General features: G+C 59.4%; 17 protein-coding genes and 1 riboswitch. Of the genes, 1 reads left to right on the forward strand and 16 read right to left on the reverse strand.

The genetic code is table 11. From position 1 onward, the window contains the following. From atpD to ACXWUF_RS06450, 16 genes are all read right to left on the reverse strand, one after another. The coding region (gene atpD, locus ACXWUF_RS06375) for a F0F1 ATP synthase subunit beta (protein ID WP_458493836.1) at positions 1–992 on the reverse strand (992 nt) is incomplete at its 3' end. A 48-nt stretch (positions 993–1,040) separates the two neighbouring features. Beyond that, on the reverse strand, positions 1,041–1,907 hold the full coding sequence (gene atpG, locus ACXWUF_RS06380) for a F0F1 ATP synthase subunit gamma (RefSeq protein WP_458493837.1): 867 nt from the start codon (positions 1,905–1,907) through the stop codon (positions 1,041–1,043). Between the two features lie 9 nt (positions 1,908–1,916). Then, positions 1,917–3,458, reverse strand: coding sequence for a F0F1 ATP synthase subunit alpha (atpA, locus tag ACXWUF_RS06385; RefSeq protein ID WP_458493838.1), 1,542 nt, complete (start codon positions 3,456–3,458; stop codon positions 1,917–1,919). Positions 3,459–3,473: 15 nt separating this feature from the next. Beyond that, positions 3,474–4,010, reverse strand: coding sequence for a F0F1 ATP synthase subunit delta (locus tag ACXWUF_RS06390; protein WP_458493839.1), 537 nt, complete (start codon positions 4,008–4,010; stop codon positions 3,474–3,476). Beyond that, positions 4,010–4,489, reverse strand: a complete 480-nt coding sequence (locus tag ACXWUF_RS06395) for a F0F1 ATP synthase subunit B (RefSeq protein WP_458493840.1) — start codon at positions 4,487–4,489, stop codon at positions 4,010–4,012. Before ACXWUF_RS06395 ends, ACXWUF_RS06390 begins: the two co-directional genes overlap by 1 nt. A gap of 52 nt (positions 4,490–4,541) precedes the next feature. After that, on the reverse strand, positions 4,542–4,814 hold the full coding sequence (atpE, locus tag ACXWUF_RS06400; RefSeq protein ID WP_085209794.1) for a F0F1 ATP synthase subunit C: 273 nt from the start codon (positions 4,812–4,814) through the stop codon (positions 4,542–4,544). Positions 4,815–4,863: 49 nt separating this feature from the next. After that, positions 4,864–5,640 carry a F0F1 ATP synthase subunit A gene (atpB, locus tag ACXWUF_RS06405; RefSeq protein ID WP_458493841.1) on the reverse strand — a complete coding sequence of 259 codons (777 nt, stop codon included), beginning with the start codon at positions 5,638–5,640 and terminating at the stop codon, positions 4,864–4,866. Positions 5,641–5,645: 5 nt separating this feature from the next. After that, on the reverse strand, positions 5,646–6,023 hold the full coding sequence (locus tag ACXWUF_RS06410) for an ATP synthase subunit I (protein ID WP_458493842.1): 378 nt from the start codon (positions 6,021–6,023) through the stop codon (positions 5,646–5,648). Between the two features lie 73 nt (positions 6,024–6,096). Then, positions 6,097–6,960 carry a ParB/RepB/Spo0J family partition protein gene (locus ACXWUF_RS06415; protein ID WP_458493843.1) on the reverse strand — a complete coding sequence of 288 codons (864 nt, stop codon included), beginning with the start codon at positions 6,958–6,960 and terminating at the stop codon, positions 6,097–6,099. A gap of 9 nt (positions 6,961–6,969) precedes the next feature. Then, positions 6,970–7,758: a ParA family protein gene (locus tag ACXWUF_RS06420; protein ID WP_458493844.1), complete on the reverse strand. Its 789-nt coding sequence runs from the start codon at positions 7,756–7,758 to the stop codon at positions 6,970–6,972. An 18-nt stretch (positions 7,759–7,776) separates the two neighbouring features. Then, on the reverse strand, positions 7,777–8,400 hold the full coding sequence (gene rsmG, locus ACXWUF_RS06425; RefSeq protein WP_458493845.1) for a 16S rRNA (guanine(527)-N(7))-methyltransferase RsmG: 624 nt from the start codon (positions 8,398–8,400) through the stop codon (positions 7,777–7,779). Continuing rightward, positions 8,397–10,271: a tRNA uridine-5-carboxymethylaminomethyl(34) synthesis enzyme MnmG gene (gene mnmG, locus ACXWUF_RS06430; RefSeq protein ID WP_458493846.1), complete on the reverse strand. Its 1,875-nt coding sequence runs from the start codon at positions 10,269–10,271 to the stop codon at positions 8,397–8,399. The genes rsmG and mnmG overlap by 4 nt, the downstream gene beginning before the upstream one ends. A 118-nt stretch (positions 10,272–10,389) precedes the next feature. Next, positions 10,390–10,614 (reverse strand): DUF433 domain-containing protein, encoded by a 225-nt coding sequence (locus ACXWUF_RS06435; RefSeq protein WP_458493847.1) that lies wholly within the window; start codon positions 10,612–10,614, stop codon positions 10,390–10,392. Between the two features lie 181 nt (positions 10,615–10,795). Next, complete coding sequence (locus tag ACXWUF_RS06440) at positions 10,796–11,035, reverse strand: hypothetical protein (protein ID WP_458493848.1); 240 nt, start codon at positions 11,033–11,035, stop codon at positions 10,796–10,798. A 364-nt stretch (positions 11,036–11,399) separates the two neighbouring features. Further along, on the reverse strand, positions 11,400–12,020 hold the full coding sequence (locus ACXWUF_RS06445) for an NF038129 family PEP-CTERM protein (protein ID WP_458493849.1): 621 nt from the start codon (positions 12,018–12,020) through the stop codon (positions 11,400–11,402). Then, positions 12,020–14,737, reverse strand: a complete 2,718-nt coding sequence (locus tag ACXWUF_RS06450) for a glycoside hydrolase family 44 protein (protein ID WP_458493850.1) — start codon at positions 14,735–14,737, stop codon at positions 12,020–12,022. Before ACXWUF_RS06450 ends, ACXWUF_RS06445 begins: the two co-directional genes overlap by 1 nt. Positions 14,738–15,273: 536 nt before the next feature. Continuing rightward, positions 15,274–15,374: riboswitch (TPP riboswitch) on the forward strand. Between the two features lie 80 nt (positions 15,375–15,454). On the opposite strand from ACXWUF_RS06450, the gene thiC reads away from it, so the two are divergent. Then, positions 15,455–17,332: a phosphomethylpyrimidine synthase ThiC gene (gene thiC / locus ACXWUF_RS06455; RefSeq protein ID WP_458493851.1), complete on the forward strand. Its 1,878-nt coding sequence runs from the start codon at positions 15,455–15,457 to the stop codon at positions 17,330–17,332. Positions 17,333–17,351 lie beyond the last annotated feature (19 nt).

Consider the following 17,351-nt stretch of genomic DNA (forward strand, 5'->3'; position numbering starts at 1 on the left):
ATGTCACGCGACAGCACCACGGTGGAGTCCAGGTGGGCGAAGGTCGTGGCAGGTGACGGGTCGGTCAAGTCATCGGCTGGCACGTAGACGGCCTGGATCGAGGTGATGGAACCCACCTTGGTCGAGGTGATGCGCTCTTGCAGGCGACCCATCTCTTCGGCCAGCGTCGGCTGGTAACCCACGGCGGAAGGCATACGGCCCAGCAGTGCGGACACTTCGGTGCCGGCCAGGGTGTAGCGATAGATGTTGTCGATGAACAGCAGCACGTCGCGGCCTTCGTCGCGGAAGTATTCCGCGATGGTCAGGCCGGTCAGGGCCACGCGCAGACGGTTGCCCGGCGGCTCGTTCATCTGGCCGTAGACCATGGCCACTTTGGAGGCGTTCAGGTCGTCCGGGTTGATGACGTTGGCTTCGATCATTTCGTGATAGAAGTCGTTGCCTTCGCGGGTACGCTCACCCACACCGGCGAACACCGACAAGCCCGAATGCTGGGTCGCGATGTTGTTGATGAGTTCCATCATGTTGACGGTCTTGCCCACGCCCGCGCCGCCGAACAGGCCGACCTTACCGCCCTTGGCGAAAGGACACACCAAGTCGATGACCTTGATGCCGGTTTCCAGCAGCTCGTTGCCCGCCGCCTGATCCTCGAAGCTCGGCGCCTTGCGGTGGATGCCCCAGCGGGTTTCTTCGCCGACCGGACCCTTCTCGTCGATGGGTTCGCCCAAGACGTTCATGATGCGGCCCAAGGTGGCCCGACCGACCGGCACGGAAATGGCCGCGCCCGTGCTGCTGGCTTCCAAGCCGCGCTTCAAGCCGTCGGTGCTGCCCATGGCGATGGTTCTGACGATGCCGTCGCCCAATTGTTGTTGGACTTCCAGCACCAGGCCCGCTTCCTCGACGCGCAGCGCGTCGTAGACTTTCGGCAGGGATTCACGCGGGAACTCGACGTCCACGACGGCGCCGATGATCTGAACGATTTTGCCCGAACTCATTGTTTTCCTCGTTAAAAGCTTTTTGAGTGTGTCTTCAACAAACCCGAATTAAACCGCCGCCGCGCCGCCCACGATCTCCGCGATTTCCTGCGTGATGGCGGCCTGCCGGGCCTTGTTGTAGATCAACTGCAACTCTTTGATGAGTTTGCCGGCATTGTCGGATGCGCTCTTCATCGCCACCATACGGGCCGCCTGTTCGCAGGCGTTGTTCTCCACCAGCCCTTGGAACACCAGCGACTCGACGTAGCGGATCAGTAACTGATCCAGCACTTCCTTGGCGTCCGGTTCGTAAATGTAATCCCATTGGCCCTTCTTCCCGCCATTAGGGATGTCCTCGGCGGCGATGGGCAGCAATTGCACCACCTTCGGCTTCTGGGTCATGGTGTTCACGAACTCGTTGTACGCCACGTACAACTGGTCGATCTTGCCTTCGTTGTACTCGTCGAGCATGACCTTAATCACGCCGATGATGTTCTCCAGATGGGGCCGGTCGCCCAGCTTGGTGGCCTGGGCGGCGACATCGGCGCCGACGGAATTGAAGAATCCGGTGCCCTTCTGCCCGATGGTGCAAAGCCTGACGCCCGTGCTTTGCTCGGTCCAGCTCCGCATCCGGCGCAACGCCAAGCGGAACAGGTTGGCGTTCAGACCGCCGCACAAGCCCCGGTCGGAGGAAATCAGGATGACGCCCACCTTCTTCACGTCCCGCTCAATCATGAACGGATGCTTGTACTCAGGGTTGGCGGTCGCCAGATGCTTGATGATCTGCGCAATCTTCCGGGAATACGGGCGGGTCGCCTGCATCCGGTCCTGCGTCTTGCGCATCTTGCTGGCGGCCACCATTTCCATGGCCCGGGTGATCTTCTGAGTATTCTTGATACTCGTGATCTTCAGGCGGATTTCTTTTCCGACGGCCATCGATTTACCTTACCAGGTGTGGGTTTCTTTGTACTTGGTGACAGCGGCCCGCATGGCGGACTGGATTTCGTCGTTGTAATCGCCGGTCGCGTTGATCTTGTCCAACAGGTCCGCGTGTTCGGACTTCATGTAGGCTTGCATCCCGTCTTCGAAATCCCGCACCTTGTTCACGGCCAGGCTATCCAGGAAACCCTCGTTGGCCGCGAACAGCGATACCGCCATCTGCGCGACGCTGAGCGGGGAGTACTGGCTCTGCTTCATGATCTCGGTGACGCGCTGGCCGCGTTCGATCTGCTTGCGGGTGGCTTCGTCGAGGTCGGACGCGAACTGGGCGAAGGCCGCCAACTCGCGGAACTGCGCCAAGTCGAGACGGATACCGCCGCCCAGCTTCTTGATGATCTTGGTCTGGGCCGCGCCGCCGACGCGAGACACCGACAGACCCGCATTCACCGCCGGACGGACGCCCGCGTTGAAGAGGCTGGTTTCTAGGTAAATCTGGCCGTCGGTGATGGAGATCACGTTGGTCGGAACGAAGGCGGACACGTCGCCAGCCTGGGTTTCGATGATCGGGAGGGCGGTCAGCGAGCCGGTCCTGCCCGTCACCGCGCCATTGGTCAGCTTGGCGACCTCGTCGGCGTTGATGCGGGAGGCGCGTTCCAGCAAACGGGAGTGCAGGTAGAACACGTCGCCGGGGTACGCTTCGCGGCCCGGCGGCCGGCGCAGCAGCAGGGAAATCTGACGGTAGGCCCACGCCTGCTTGGTCAAGTCATCATAAATGATGAGTGCGTCTTCGCCCTTGTCGCGGAAGTATTCGCCCATGGCGCAGCCGGAATAAGGGGCGATGAATTGCAGCGCGGCGGATTCGGAGGCGGAGGCGGCGACGATGATGGTGTGAGCCAAGGCGCCGTGTTCTTCCAGCTTGCGGACCACGTTGGCGATGGACGATTGCTTCTGTCCAATCGCGACGTAGATGCACTTAACGCCGGTGCCCTTCTGGTTGATGATCGTGTCGACGGCGATGGCGGACTTGCCGGTCTGGCGGTCGCCGATAATCAATTCACGCTGGCCCCGACCGACTGGAATCATGGAGTCGATAGCCTTGAGGCCGGTTTGCAGCGGCTGGCCGACCGATTCGCGGGCGATTACGCCGGGCGCGATTTTTTCGATGGGGGAACGCTCCGCCGCTTCAATCGGGCCTTTGCCGTCGATGGGACGACCCAAGGCGTCCACGACGCGGCCCAGCAGAGCTTCGCCGACCGGCACGTCCAGAATGCGGCCCGTACAACGCACGGTGTCGCCTTCCGCCAGATGCTCGTAGGCACCCAACACCACGGCGCCCACGGAGTCGCGCTCCAGGTTAAGGGCCATGCCGTAGGTATTGCCGGGGAATTCAACCATTTCGCCCTGCATGACATCGGTCAGGCCATGGACGCGCACGATGCCGTCGGTCAGACTGACAATCGTGCCTTCGGTGCGTGACTCAACGCCCAGATCGAAACTCGATATGCGGGACTTGATGAGTTCACTGATTTCGGATGGATTAAGCTGCATGATTCTTTTCTCGCTCTAATTCCAGAGTCTCTTTGCCAATCGCTCGATCTGGCCGCGCACGGAAGCGTCGATGACACGGTCGCCGGCCCGGATATACACGCCGCCGATCAGGCTGTTATCGACGAACACCCGCAAACGGGCCTGCTTGTTTAGATACCGCCCGATGACCGACTCCAGCGTTTTCCACTCGTTGTCGTCGAGGGCATACGCCGTGGTGACATCGGCATCGACATACCCTTCGGCCTCGGCCTTATATGCCTCGAATAACTCGGCAATCTGCTTGACCAGATCCAAGCGGTGGTTCTGGATCAACAGACGAACGAAGTTTTCCGCTTCGGCATCCAAGTGTCCTTGGCAAAGATCGAGAAAAGCCGTCGTAAAGTCCGCCCGCTTGGCTTTCGGATTGGTCGCCGCCTGCACGACTTGCTCGTTACCCATCACCACGGATAGGAAAGCGAGCGCATCTGCCCATTGTTGGGTCGTCCCGGTTTCTTTGGCCCTGTTGTAAGCCGCTACCGCGTAGGGCCGAGCCAATGTCGTTAGTTCGCTCATTAGGCTTGACCCAGTTGCTTACCTAGGTTTTCGATGATGTCTTTGTGCTTGTCCTGATCGACTTCCTTTTGCAGGATTTGCTGGGCCGCATCGACCGCCAAGATGGCGACCTGTTGGCGCAGCCCTTCCTTGGCTTTCTGGATTTCACGATCCACTTCGGCCAGGGCGGCGGTTTTGATCCGGTCGCCTTCCTGCTTCGCCACCTGCTTGGATTCGTCGATATGCTCGCCAGCCTGCTTTTGTGCCCGGCTCACGATGTCGGCGGCTTGATCCTTGGCTTCCCGCAACACGTTGGTAGCGCGCTTCTCGGCCAACTCCATCTCGTGCTTGCCTTTTTCCCCGGCCGCCAGACCGTCGGCGATTTTCTTCTTGCGCTCCTCCATGGCCTGCATCAGGGGTGGCCACACGTACTTCATGGTGAACCACACCAGAAGTGCGAACGTGATCATCTGGCCGAGCAAAGTGGCGTTAATACTCACAGCGCTATCCTCTTGTATTGATTAGCCGTAGGCACCGTTTTTACGGTGGCGATTAACCCTTGAGGGCCGACAGGAACGGGTTGGCGAAAGTGAAGAACAGGGCCAGACCGACACCGATCATGGTCACGGCGTCCAGCAGACCCGCGACGATGAACATCTTGACTTGCAGCATCGGAACCATTTCTGGCTGGCGAGCGGCGCCTTCCAGGAATTTGCCGCCGAGCAGACCGAAGCCGATGGCGGTGCCGAGGGCACCCATGCCGAGGATGATGCCGACAGCGATGGCGGTCAGACCTTGAACGCTAGCGATAGATGCGATTTCCATTGTTCCTCCGAAATATAACGAGGGTAAGTTGACGGGGTGGGTTTAAAGATTAATGGTCTTCGTGGGCCAAGCTCAGATACACAATGGTCAACACCATGAAAATGAAAGCTTGCAGCGTAATAATCAGGATGTGGAACACGGCCCAAGGGAAGCTGAGTATCGGCTGGATAAACCAAGGCAGCAGCGCGATCAGGATGAAGATCAATTCGCCCGCGTACATGTTGCCGAAGAGACGAAGGGCGAGAGAGATGGGCCGGGCGATTTCTTCCACCAACTTCAGCAGCAGGTTGAAAGGAATCATCCATTTGCCGAAGGGGCTAAGCAGCATTTCCTTGGAAAAGCCGATAACACCCTTGGCCTTGATGCTATAGAAGATAATCAGGAAGAACACCGAAATCGACATGCCGAAAGTGGCGTTCAAGTCGGTGCTGGGCACCACGCGCAGGTATTCAAGACCCACTGCCGAACCAATCAAGGGGAAAAGATCGACTGGGATGAGGTCCATGAAATTCATGAGCCAAATCCACACGAAAATGGTCAGGGACAGCGGGGCGATGACGGCGTTCTTGCCGTGGAAGGCATCCTTGACCTGGGTGTCGACGAATTCGACGAGCATTTCCGCGAAATTCTGAAGCGGGCCGGGGATGCCAGCCGTGGCTTTTTCAGCGGCCTTGCGGAACACAATCAGGAACACGATCCCGAGGAAAGCGGAAAAAAACAGGGTATCCAGATGGAAGGTCCAGAACCCTTCGCCGACCGACAGGGGCGTCAGGTGGTGAACGATATAACCGGTAGCACCGCCGCCACCATGTGCTTCGCTTGCCATATTCCTCACTCGCTATAATCTGCGCCGCGCACCAATAGCGCGAACCAAAAAACCATTAACACCAACGTGAAGCTGGTGAATAAGGGCAGGAATCTTATATCAGGTAGCTGGAATATTAAAACGAATAACAGGGCGGTTGTGATTAACTTTATTGTTTCGCCCAGGTAAAATATTCGAACTATCTGCTTGGCCGTCAGCGCGGGATTGGAAAACCCGAACCGGGCGGCGAAATAAAGGTTTGGCAGAAACGCCGTTACCCCGCCCAGCAAGGCGGAGCGGGCCATCGGCCAATCCCAAACAATCCAACACGAAAGGGTAATCAGCGCGATCACAGAAACCTGCGCCGCGAGAATCCATCGGACAGCAGAAAACAGTCGCTTCACGACCGTCCGGTTCCCTTACTTAAATACCACCGCATGGTAACAGCAATAACTTTGTGGATCAACGATGGAAGTTTCATCGCAGACGCTCAAGTACCCCTTCCAGTTGATCTAGGCTGTCATACTTGATAATCAATTGTCCCGTGCCCTTCTTGCCGTGACGGATGAGTACCGGCGACCCAATGCGGCTGGAAATATCGTCTTCCAAACGCCGGATATCGGGGTCTTTATCCGTGCGCGGCGTGGCTTTTGGCCCGTCGCGCAAGGCTTGGACCAGCATTTCGGTGGCTCTAACGGTCAGCTTATTGGCCGCCACTTTGCGGGCCACTGACGCTTGGGAATCCAAGTCCAAACCCAGCAAAGCGCGGGCATGCCCCATTTCAAGCGCGCCTGTCAGGAGCAATTGCTTCGCTTCTGGATGCAGTTCATTGAGCCTTAGTAAATTGGTCACAGTGGCCCGCGCCTTGCCCACGGCGTCGGCGAGCTGCTGGTGGGTCATCCCGTATTCCTCGGCCAGCCGCTTGAGCGCCGCCGCTTCCTCCAGAGGATTGAGGTCTTCCCGCTGGATATTCTCGATGAGGGCGATGGCCAGCGCGGCCTGGTCGGAAACGTCCCGGACCACCACCGGCAACTCGTGCAGCCCCGCCAGTTGCGCGGCCCGCCAGCGGCGTTCACCAGCGATGATTTCAAAGCGCCCGGCCTCGGTTTCGCGGGCCACCACCGGCTGCACCACGCCCTGGGCGCTGATGGAATCGGCCAATTCCTGAAGCCGGGTCGGGTCAATCTCCTTGCGGGGTTGGAAACGGCTGGGTTTGAGGCGCTCAATTGCCAGTATCCGCAGTTTGTCGGAGGCCGTGTCTAGCCGGTCCAGCCGGGCGTCGCCTAAGAGCGCATCGAGTCCCCGGCCCAAGCCGCGTTTTTTCGCATTGATATTCGTCATGGGTGTCGGTTAAGCGGCGGTCTTGGATTTGGGTTTCTGATTGCGCCGCACAATTTCACCGGCTAGAGCCAGATAGGCGATAGCGCCCTTTGAGGATTTATCGTACTTCACGGCGGGCAGGCCGTGGCTGGGCGCTTCCGCCAAGCGGATATTGCGGGGGATGACCGTGCGGAAGACTTGATCGCTGAAATGCTCGATCAATTGCCGCGACACCTCAATCGCCAAGCGGCTGCGGGTGTCGTGCATCGTGCGCAGCAAGCCCTCAATGCGCAAGTCGGGATTCACCGTTGCCCGGATATTCCGCAGGGTATCCATCAAGTCCGACAGCCCTTCAAGCGCGTAATACTCGCACTGCACGGGAATCAGCACGCTGTCCGCCGCCACCAGGGCGTTGAGGGTCAGGATGTTCAGGGAAGGCGGGCAGTCAATGACGATGTACTGGTATTCGCTACGGCACACCGCCAGCGCCGCCGCCAGCACCCGCTCCCGGTTCGGCTGCTGCATCAGGTCCACCTGGACGGCGGTCAGGTCCGCGTTGCCCGGCAGCAAGTCCGGGCCGATGTCCGGCAACGGGATGATGGCTTGACGCGCCTCCGCGTGCCCCGCCAGCATGTCGTAGGCCGACACCGTCAGCGCCTTCTTGTTCACGCCGCAGCCAGTGGTGGCGTTGCCCTGCGGGTCCAGATCGACCAGCAGCACCCGGTTCCGGGTCGCCGCCAACGACGCCGCCAAATTCACACTGGTGGTGGTCTTGCCCACGCCACCCTTTTGATTCGCTACCGCGATTATTTTGCCCATTATTCTCTCGGTCGGACGCTATTCGATTTCGATCAGATGCCGCTCGACATCCAGGCCGGGGATCGCCAGCCGATGGACCCGAACGGCACGATCCTTAATATGTTCGATTTCATCGCGGGGCAGTTGCCCCTTCTGGGCGAGTATTTTGCCCCGAGGCGTCAACAGCCCCGCCGTGCCCGCCACGATGGCGTCGAGGCTGGCGAAGGCCCGCGCCAACACGGTATCGAACCTTGATTCAGGCCGGTATTGTTCCACCCGCGCCGTGATGACGTCCACGTTTTTAAGGCCCAGTTCGATAATGGCCTGTTGCACGAAGCGGGTCTTCTTGGCGTTGCTGTCCAGCAGGGTGAAGGACTTTTCCGGGGTGGTTATCGCCAAGGGGATGCCCGGCAACCCGGCACCCGTGCCCACATCCAGCACCGAGGCACCATGGAGATACGGCCATAAAGTCAGGCTGTCCAACAGGTGCAAATCCACCGCCGTCGGCAGGTCGCGGATGGCGGTGAGGCTGTAGGCGCGGTTCCATTTCTGCATCAGCGCGAGGTAGGCCAGCAGGCGCCCTCGCTGTTCCGGTGTGGTCGGCACATTTAGCGCGGCTAACCCTTCCGCCAGACGGCGGGTCAATTCGTCGGAGTCCTTCAAGCGCTTTTCTTCTTCAAATGAACCAGTAATAAAGAAATCGCCGCCGGCGTCACGCCCGGAATCCGCGCCGCCTGCCCCACCGTTTCCGGGCGCTGCACGCGGAGCTTTTCCCGGACTTCATTGGAGAGGCCCACCACATTCGAATAATCCATCAGTTCCGGCAGCCGCCAATGGTCGTAGCGCCGCGCTCGCTCGATTTCGGCGCTTTGCCGGTCGATGTAGCCTTGGTATTTGGCCTGAATTTCCACCTGCTCCAAGGCTTGCTCATCGTCCGCTTCGGCCAAGCCGGGGCAATAGGGACGCAATTGCCCGATGCTCAGTTCGGGGCGGCGCAACAACTCGATCAGGCTGGCTTCGCGGGTCAACGGCCCGGTCAACGCCGGTTCCAACTCCAGCGCTTCCGGCGAATTGGGGCGGATTTCCCGCCCGGCCATTTCCGTTTGCAACGCCGCGATGGTGGCCTGCTTGGCCTCGAAACGCCGCCAGCGGCCATCATCCACCAGCCCCAATTCGCGGCCCTTGGGGGTCAGGCGCAAATCGGCGTTGTCCTCCCGCAACAGCAGCCGGTATTCGGCCCGGCTGGTGAACATGCGGTACGGCTCGGCGGTGCCCCGGGTGATGAGGTCGTCGATCATCACCCCGATGTACGCCTCATCGCGGCTCGGCGACCATGCCTCCAAGTCCTGCGCCTTCCGGGCCGCGTTGAGTCCGGCGATCAAGCCTTGCGCCGCCGCCTCCTCGTAGCCTGTCGTGCCGTTGATCTGCCCGGCGAAGAACAGGCTGTCCAGGTGCTTGGTTTCCAGCGAGGCTTTCAAATCGCGGGGATCGAAGAAGTCGTATTCGATGGCGTAACCGGGCCGGGTGATGTGGGCGTTCTCGAAACCCCGGATCGACCGCACCAGCGCGTACTGGATGTCGAACGGCAGGCTGGTGGAAATGCCGTTGGGATAGATTTCGTGAGTTTCCAGTCCTTCCGGCTCGACGAAAATCTGGTGGGAGTCCTTCCCCGCGAAACGCACGATCTTGTCCTCGATGGACGGGCAATAGCGTGGCCCCACCCCTTCGATGACGCCGGTGTACATGGGTGAGCGGTCCAACCCGCCCCGGATGATGTCGTGGGTGCGGCCATTGGTGCGGGTGATGAAGCAAGCGGTCTGGCGGGGATGCTCCTCGCGCTGGCCGAGGAAGGAGAACACCGGCACCGGCTCGTCGCCCGGCTGGGCCTCCATCACCGAATAATCCAGGCTCCGCCCGTCGATGCGGGGCGGCGTGCCGGTCTTGAGGCGGCTGACCCGGAACGGCAATTCGCGTAGCCGCGCCGCCAAGGCATTGGACGGCAAGTCCCCGGCCCTGCCCCCTTCGTAATTCTCCAGCCCGATGTGGATGCGCCCGGCCAGGAAGGTGCCCACCGTCAGCACCACGCACCGCGCCCGGAATTTCAGGCCCATCTGCGTCACCACGCCCGCCGCCCGGCCATCCTCGACGATCAGGTCGGCCGCCTGCTGCTGGAACAGGGACAGGTTGCGCTGGGTTTCCAGCTTACGGCGCACCACGGCTTTATATAAAGCGCGGTCGGCCTGGGCGCGGGTGGCCCGCACCGCCGGTCCCTTGCTGGCGTTAAGAATACGGAAATGGATACCGGCCCGGTCGGCGGCTTGCGCCATGAAGCCGCCCAAGGCGTCGATTTCCTTCACCAGATGGCCCTTGCCGATGCCGCCGATGGCGGGGTTGCAACTCATCTGGCCGAGGGTCTCGATGTTCTGGGTAAGCAACAGGGTCTTGCAGCCAGCGCGGGCGGAAGCTAGAGCCGCTTCGGTCCCGGCGTGGCCGCCGCCGATGACGATAACGTCGAAGGATTCGGAGAAAAACATGAGGTTGGACGCGCTCAAAGGCGCTGGTTGGACGCAGGGAATGAAGGGGGCATAGCTTACACCATTGAAAAACAAAGCAGAATCGGCGAGATTAGCACTGCCACCATGGTGCTTGGATTCACCCGTCGCCTCTGATACGCACTTGGCGCTCATCGTCAGTGGCGTAGGCGAAGGCCGCCCGGATGTCGTCGGTTTGGATGTGATAGCCCCGCATGATGTCTTCCTGACTTTCACCTATGGCCAGGTTGTCGAGGATGACGGAAACCAACACGCGGGTGCCTTTGATGCAGGGTTTGCCGGGGCAGAGGGTGGGATCGGTGGTGATGTGGTGTTGCCAGTTCATGGGGTTATCCAAGAAGAGTGAAGAATGTAGGGTACGCTGTGCCTACCTACCGACGGGGATGTTACGCACAGCGTGCCCTACATCATTTACTCGTGCGAAAAACGCCCTAATTTCGCGGTCGGTTTCCGCTCAATTCCCCCAACACCGCCTTGCCCAGCCATTCCGCGGTGTCGATCCCAGCCTAGGCCGCATTCGCCACCACGCCTGCCAGCCCGCCTTCCGCGAACAGCCAGACGAACGCGGCGATGCGCCCCACCAGCCAGTTGAGCGTGCGTCCGAACACGATCCAGCGGGCCACCCGGCGGCGGATGGCGGTTTGTTTGCTTTTTGGGACTTTGTGGTAAGAGGCGAGTTCCGCCGCGAGGGCGGCGCGTTGGCGGTCGGGGATGAAGCAGAAGCCCAGCACGCTGCCGGTGAGCATGAGGCCGCGACAGAAGGTTTGTGGAGAGATTGACGAGCCTCCCGCGCCCGCCGAACTGATTTCAGCGCTGGCCGGAATGATGATGTGTCTGAATTGGCTAAGGAATCCTCTTAATCAAGCTAAGGCGATTTCCAGGAAAAGACATACCTGTGGGATGGGTAGAGCGAAGCGAAACCCATCACCCTGTCTCCGGCTCGATGGGTTTCGCGAGTACGCTCTACCCATCCTACATCCAGATCAACGGTGACAAGCATTTTCGGAAATCGCCTAAGTTATAGCGACCGCCAACCATGTTCGATACAGCCAGCCGCTAGGGTAGGGGCGAATGTGTCGCCCCCACCGCGCAAGCCCCGGCGCAATGCCGTCAGGACGGTTGACGACGCTTGCCGATAATCCCCAACCCCGCCAGGGCCGAGCCGAACAGCCAGACCGTGGCGGGGATCGGCACGGCGGCCACCGTCGTCGCGTCACTGAAATTGGTGACGGAGGTGGCGCCGTTGAGACCCAAGTCCACGGTGAGAGCGGAGCCGTTGGTCAGATCGGTCGTCAGGGCCGGAACCGTGCCCGCCGTATCGGAGAACAGGCTGAATGCGAACGCGCTGCCGGAGGTCGCCACCCCATCGGGCGCATCCACGGCGGGGCCGGACAGGTCCACCTGGAACGACAGCGTTGAGCCGTAGGTGATGCCCTGGAAGTAGTCGTTGAAAGCGCCTCCGTTATCGAAGGTGAGGGTGGTCGGCAGGTTGCCACTCACATTGCCGCTCAGCGCGGGGCCGGGCAGCAATGCGCCATCCGTGGAAAAGTTTAGGATTTGCAGCGTGGCGCTCTGGCTATCCAAAGCACCGGGATTGAACTGGAAATCCAGCGAACCGTCGCCCGACAGGCTCGATGTGTCCACGCTCACCTGATAGGACACCGTGTTGGCCGAAGCCAGCGAAGCGAAACCGAGCAGGGCCGCGAAGAGGAGGTGTGTTGAGCTGTTCATTAGTTGAGGCTCCCTGTGTAGATGGCTGGGGTGAAATGAATAGCACCCTTCGCCGGATTGTTGAACTTCGCGCTTACCGTGGCGGACTGGCCGGGGGCGAGGCTGCTCACGCCGGGCACCGTCAAGTAGGACGACCCGGAGAAGCCGCCCGTCGGGTTTACCAGGGACACGCCGCCGGTTAGCCCTGTGAAAACGATTTGGAAGGGACCGGTCAAGGTGCCACCGCCGATGTTCTTCACCGTCACCGTGCCATTGAAGGTCTGGCTGACCCGGCTAAACACCAGCCCCGACGTGGTGGTGGCAACCTGACTGGGCGACAGGGCAGTGACCGGCGGAATGACGAACAGGGTCACGCTTTGTGCCGGCAGATAGGCTTCCAGCGAACCGTTTTGGTAGGGACAATTGCCCAGGTTGGTGATCGTCCCGGCGGAAGTCAGTTGATACGCCTTGGCGGAACCCGAGCCGGAGAAATGGCTCACGTTGAAAACCACGGCGGTATCCGTCGCCAGTTGCTTATTGATGACCATGATGGTGAGTGCGCCATCACTGGTCCGTAGCGCCGCGAATGAGGAAATTTGATCCGGGTTCGGCACCACGTCGGACACGCTGGTATCGCCGAAGGTGGATTTGGCACCATCGTAATTCCGATAGAGCTTCATTGCCTGATAAGCCGACGTACCGGCAGCGGGTGCCGTCCAATAAGTCGCCATATCCAGCCCCTCCCGCCCGAATATCCCCAGTATGTCCGCCAGGGTCGTGGCACCATTGATGCTATTTTCGGCGCCCCAGTTATATTCCGTGATGCCCACCTTGGTGCCCGGATAGTATTGGTTGACCCATTGCTTCATCCGGGGAATCAGATAAACCTTTTCGTTTATCCAGCTTTCGTCGGTGTAATTAGGATCCCAAAGTGATCGGGTGGAGCGGTTCCGCATGAGCATCATATTAGGACTAATCCCGCCCGGATAATACTCGCCGCTTTGTGGATACCAATGCAGGGTGAGTATATCCAGCACCCGATGGCCTGTGGCCTGATTGTTCTGGCGCAATTGATCCAATAGCCAAGGGACGTAATCCATACCGCCATGGGCCGACCGGTCTGGCATACTCGCCATATCCCAACCATGGGCGCTACCCCAATCGCTATCGTAACCACTCAGCAAGAACCGGGTCCAGCCATCCTCCTCCGGGCCGATTACTTGGGCGCTAGGGTCTTGTTGCTTCACCATGGTGCCGTAGGCGAGGGTTTTGTCCCTGATCTCCTCCATGGTCGGACCAATGGGATGAATATCCACATGGGTGGATGACCAGATACCCGGCTCGTTATCCATGGAATAAAACTTCACGCCACCAGATTGGGCCGGTCCCCACTGCCCGATTAAATAATTGACGAAACCGCTCTGAAAACTCACATCCGAGGGCACATAGGCATCGTTTGGATCGTTGCCGATAATCCTTAGCCCAGTGCTTTGCAACATGCCATTGCCCGCATCCGGGAACCAATCGTTATCGGCCTGGGTTTGGGGGCCGTATTTGGTTTGGGAATAGCTGGCTAATTTACTCCGATCCGGTGCCAACTTGGCAACCCAGCCCGTGGTTGGAATAGTAATAATAGAGTCCGATCCACTGCTTTTATTATCGTTTACCATGCCGTCGATCAAGCCCGCCGGAACGCCATCCCCCGTCTCGGAGATGCTCTCGAAAAACCAGTCGCTGGCGGTATTGTCGGCATTCTCCAGCCAGTTATAGGTGCTGGCCCGATTACCCCCTTGCCGATTCAGCGAGAAGTTCAAATCCGCCAGCGTGGCCGGGGGAGCAAACGACAGGCCGTAAATCAACGGGCTAATTGGGTGATTGCCGCTGGCGGCGTCGATATTGATGGCGAGCGGATTGAATTGCGCCGTGAAATTGGCCGTGGTGTTCGCCGCGAGGGTATGGGGCGGGGTCAGTCGGTCGGCAATATTCTTCAGGACCAATTGGTACAAATTGCCGGATTGCAGACGGGTTGGCACCGTCAGTATCACGCTGATTTTATCCGGGGAGATACTGACGCTTTGCGGTGCCAAAGGCGTGGCATAAGCCCCATCCTGAGCAGAGCCGATGGCGTAATTGCCTAGAATGGCGGCTGTGGCAGGATCGACCTGCTTGCTGAAAGAAATCTTGATGTGCTTCAAATCGCCGCCGCTCACCGAGGTCACCGTCGGTGGATCAAGGTTGGGCGTGAAGGAGATATTGTCGATTAATACATGCCCGTAGACATTGTTATTGGTCTGCCAATCGTTATTCCGCAATTGCAACCCTTCCACCAAAGTACCGGATAACAAGCTGAAATCACTCATGGGTATTTTGACGTGTTGCCACTGACTGGCTGGTACGACATAGTTCTCGATCAGCACTTGGCTACCGGTAGTGGACCAGAAGTTGGGAGCCAGAGAAATACCAAACGTCGCCTGCGCTGGCGACATCGCGTACAAGTCAAACTCTAGGTAAGAATAACCGCCAACATCGAAACCGCCGATGTAAGTCCCCGCATCCCAGTACCCCGGTTGGGTGAAGAAAACCGTGCAGTAATGATTAAGGCTAAGTTCGGCGGAATTAGCGCCACTGGCTTTGTTGCCGGTATAGGCAAGATTCAAAATGCAATCGTTTGTCCCGTCCTGCCATTGATTGCTGGTGAATCCGTTTTGCAGGGCGTCGCCATAGACAAGCAATGGCACCGAAGCGGGCGGAGTATCAGCGAAACTCGGTGCCGCAATTCCATTGAGGGCTAAGCCCAAAAGGATTGGAAATAAAGTAGCGTGGCTGATTTGACAGCCTGTCGGTTTATTTAGCTTAGTCATAACCGCATAGCCTTTGTTAGGGGAAATTTTGATGGCTAGCCCCGAATACCCATATATCGAAGCTGGTTATGCGTTAAGTTAGCAAAGAAACTTACAACCACCGCCCTCTCTAGGAAGGGCAAATATCCGGCACTAATTGCCTTGACACCACCGCATCAAAACATGGGCATCAGCTTTATTGTGGGTACCACCACCCAATCGGATTTTCCTGTGCCTCCCGGAATGGTGCATGGCCGATACTAATAATTGATGGTTTCAAGAAAGCACCCATCAGCCGAATTTGGCTTGGGCAGTTACCCCGGTCATGGTGTATCTGAAAGGTGGTTTTCCCCCATCCAATCATTGGTTTGGATTGAATGCATCCCCGCTTCGCCTTGCCAAACCGGGCCGCTTGTTTTAGCTTAGGCACCCATCCGTAGGGCTAGGGGTGCCCCGCCGAAAATGGCGGGGCTGAGACACACCCTTTGAACCTGACCCGGTTAATACCGGCGTAGGAAAGCCTGTCCTGGGGTAATATCGGACTCGTTCCGGTTTCCGCCGTTTGGACCCTCTTTCCCGCGCCATCTTTCCCCGCTCAACCCCCAGGAGAAAGCGATGAGCGCCATCCCCGCAGACACCCAACTACACGACGCCGTGACCGCCAAGCGGGCGTCCATCAAACCCTTCGCCGCGTCCGAGAAAGTCTACGTCCAGGGCAGCCGCCCGGACCTCCGCGTGCCGATGCGGAAAGTCAGCCAATCCGCCACCCCCACCGGCTTCGGCGCCGAGACCAACCCGCCGGTTTATATCTACGACACCTCCGGCCCCTACACCGACCCGGCGGTGGAGATTGATCTCCGCCACGGCCTCCCGGCGCTCCGGGCGGGCTGGATTGAAGAGCGCGGCGACACGGTGGAACTGGACGGCCCAAGTTCCGAGTACGGCACCCAACGCCAGCACGATCCCGCCTTGAGCGCCCTGCGCTTCGAGCATATCCAGAAGCCCCGCGTCGCCAAGCCCGGCGCCAATGTGACCCAGATGCACTACGCCCGGCAGGGCATCATCACGCCGGAAATGGAATACATCGCGATTCGGGAGAACCAGAAGCTGGAAGCCCTGGCCGAGATGTACAAGTTCCAGCATCCCGGCGAATCCTTCGGCGCGGCCATCCCGAAAATCATCACTCCGGAATTCGTCCGCGACGAAGTGGCGAAGGGAAGGGCCATCATCCCCAACAACATCAACCACCCGGAATCCGAGCCGATGATTATTGGCCGCAACTTCCTGGTGAAGATCAATTGCAACCTGGGCAATTCCGCCGTCACCTCCTCCATCGAGGAGGAAGTGGAGAAGATGCTGTGGTCGATCCGCTGGGGCGGCGACACGGTGATGGACCTCTCCACCGGCAAGAACATCCACGAAACCCGCGAGTGGATCATCCGCAATTCGCCGGTGCCCATCGGCACGGTGCCGATTTACCAAGCCCTGGAAAAGGTCAACGGCAAGGCCGAAGACCTGACCTGGGAAATCTTCCGCGACACGCTGATCGAACAGGCCGAGCAGGGCGTGGACTACTTCACCATTCACGCCGGTATCCGCCTGCCGTTCATCCCGCTGACCGCCAAGCGCGTGACCGGCATCGTGTCGCGGGGCGGCTCGATCATGGCGAAGTGGTGTTTGGCCCATCACAAGGAAAGCTTCCTCTACACCCATTTCGAGGACATCTGCGAAATCATGAAGGCTTACGATGTGGCCTTCTCGCTGGGCGACGGCTTGCGGCCCGGCTCCATCGCCGACGCCAACGACGAGGCGCAATTCGCCGAACTCCGCACCTTGGGCGAACTGACCCAAATCGCTTGGAAGCATGACGTGCAGGTGATGATCGAAGGGCCGGGCCATGTGCCGATGCACATGATCAAGGCCAACATGGACGAGCAGCTGAAGCACTGCCACGAAGCGCCGTTCTACACGCTCGGCCCGCTGACGACGGACATTGCGCCCGGCTACGACCACATCACTTCCGCCATCGGCGCGGCGATGATCGGCTGGTACGGCACGGCCATGCTGTGCTACGTGACGCCGAAGGAGCATTTAGGGCTACCCAACAAGCAGGACGTGCGGGACGGCATCGTCGCCTACAAAATCGCCGCCCACGCCGCCGATTTGGGCAAGGGCCATCCCGGTGCGCAGGCCCGTGATAATGCTTTGTCGAAGGCGCGGTTTGAATTCCGTTGGGCCGACCAGTTCAACCTGTCGCTGGACCCGGAGAAGGCGGTGGAATTCCACGACGAAACCCTGCCGCAGGAGGGCGCGAAGCTGGCCCATTTCTGCTCCATGTGCGGCCCGCATTTCTGCTCGATGAAGATCACCCAGGAAGTGCGCGACTACGCCGCGGCCCACGGCATGAGCGAAGTGAACGCGCTGCGCCAGGGCATGGAGGTCAAGGCCATCGAATTCGTCAAGAACGGCGCCGAGCTATATCGGAAGGCCTGACATGATCGCCATCGAAGTC

This window comes from Methylomagnum sp. (genome assembly GCF_054333355.1).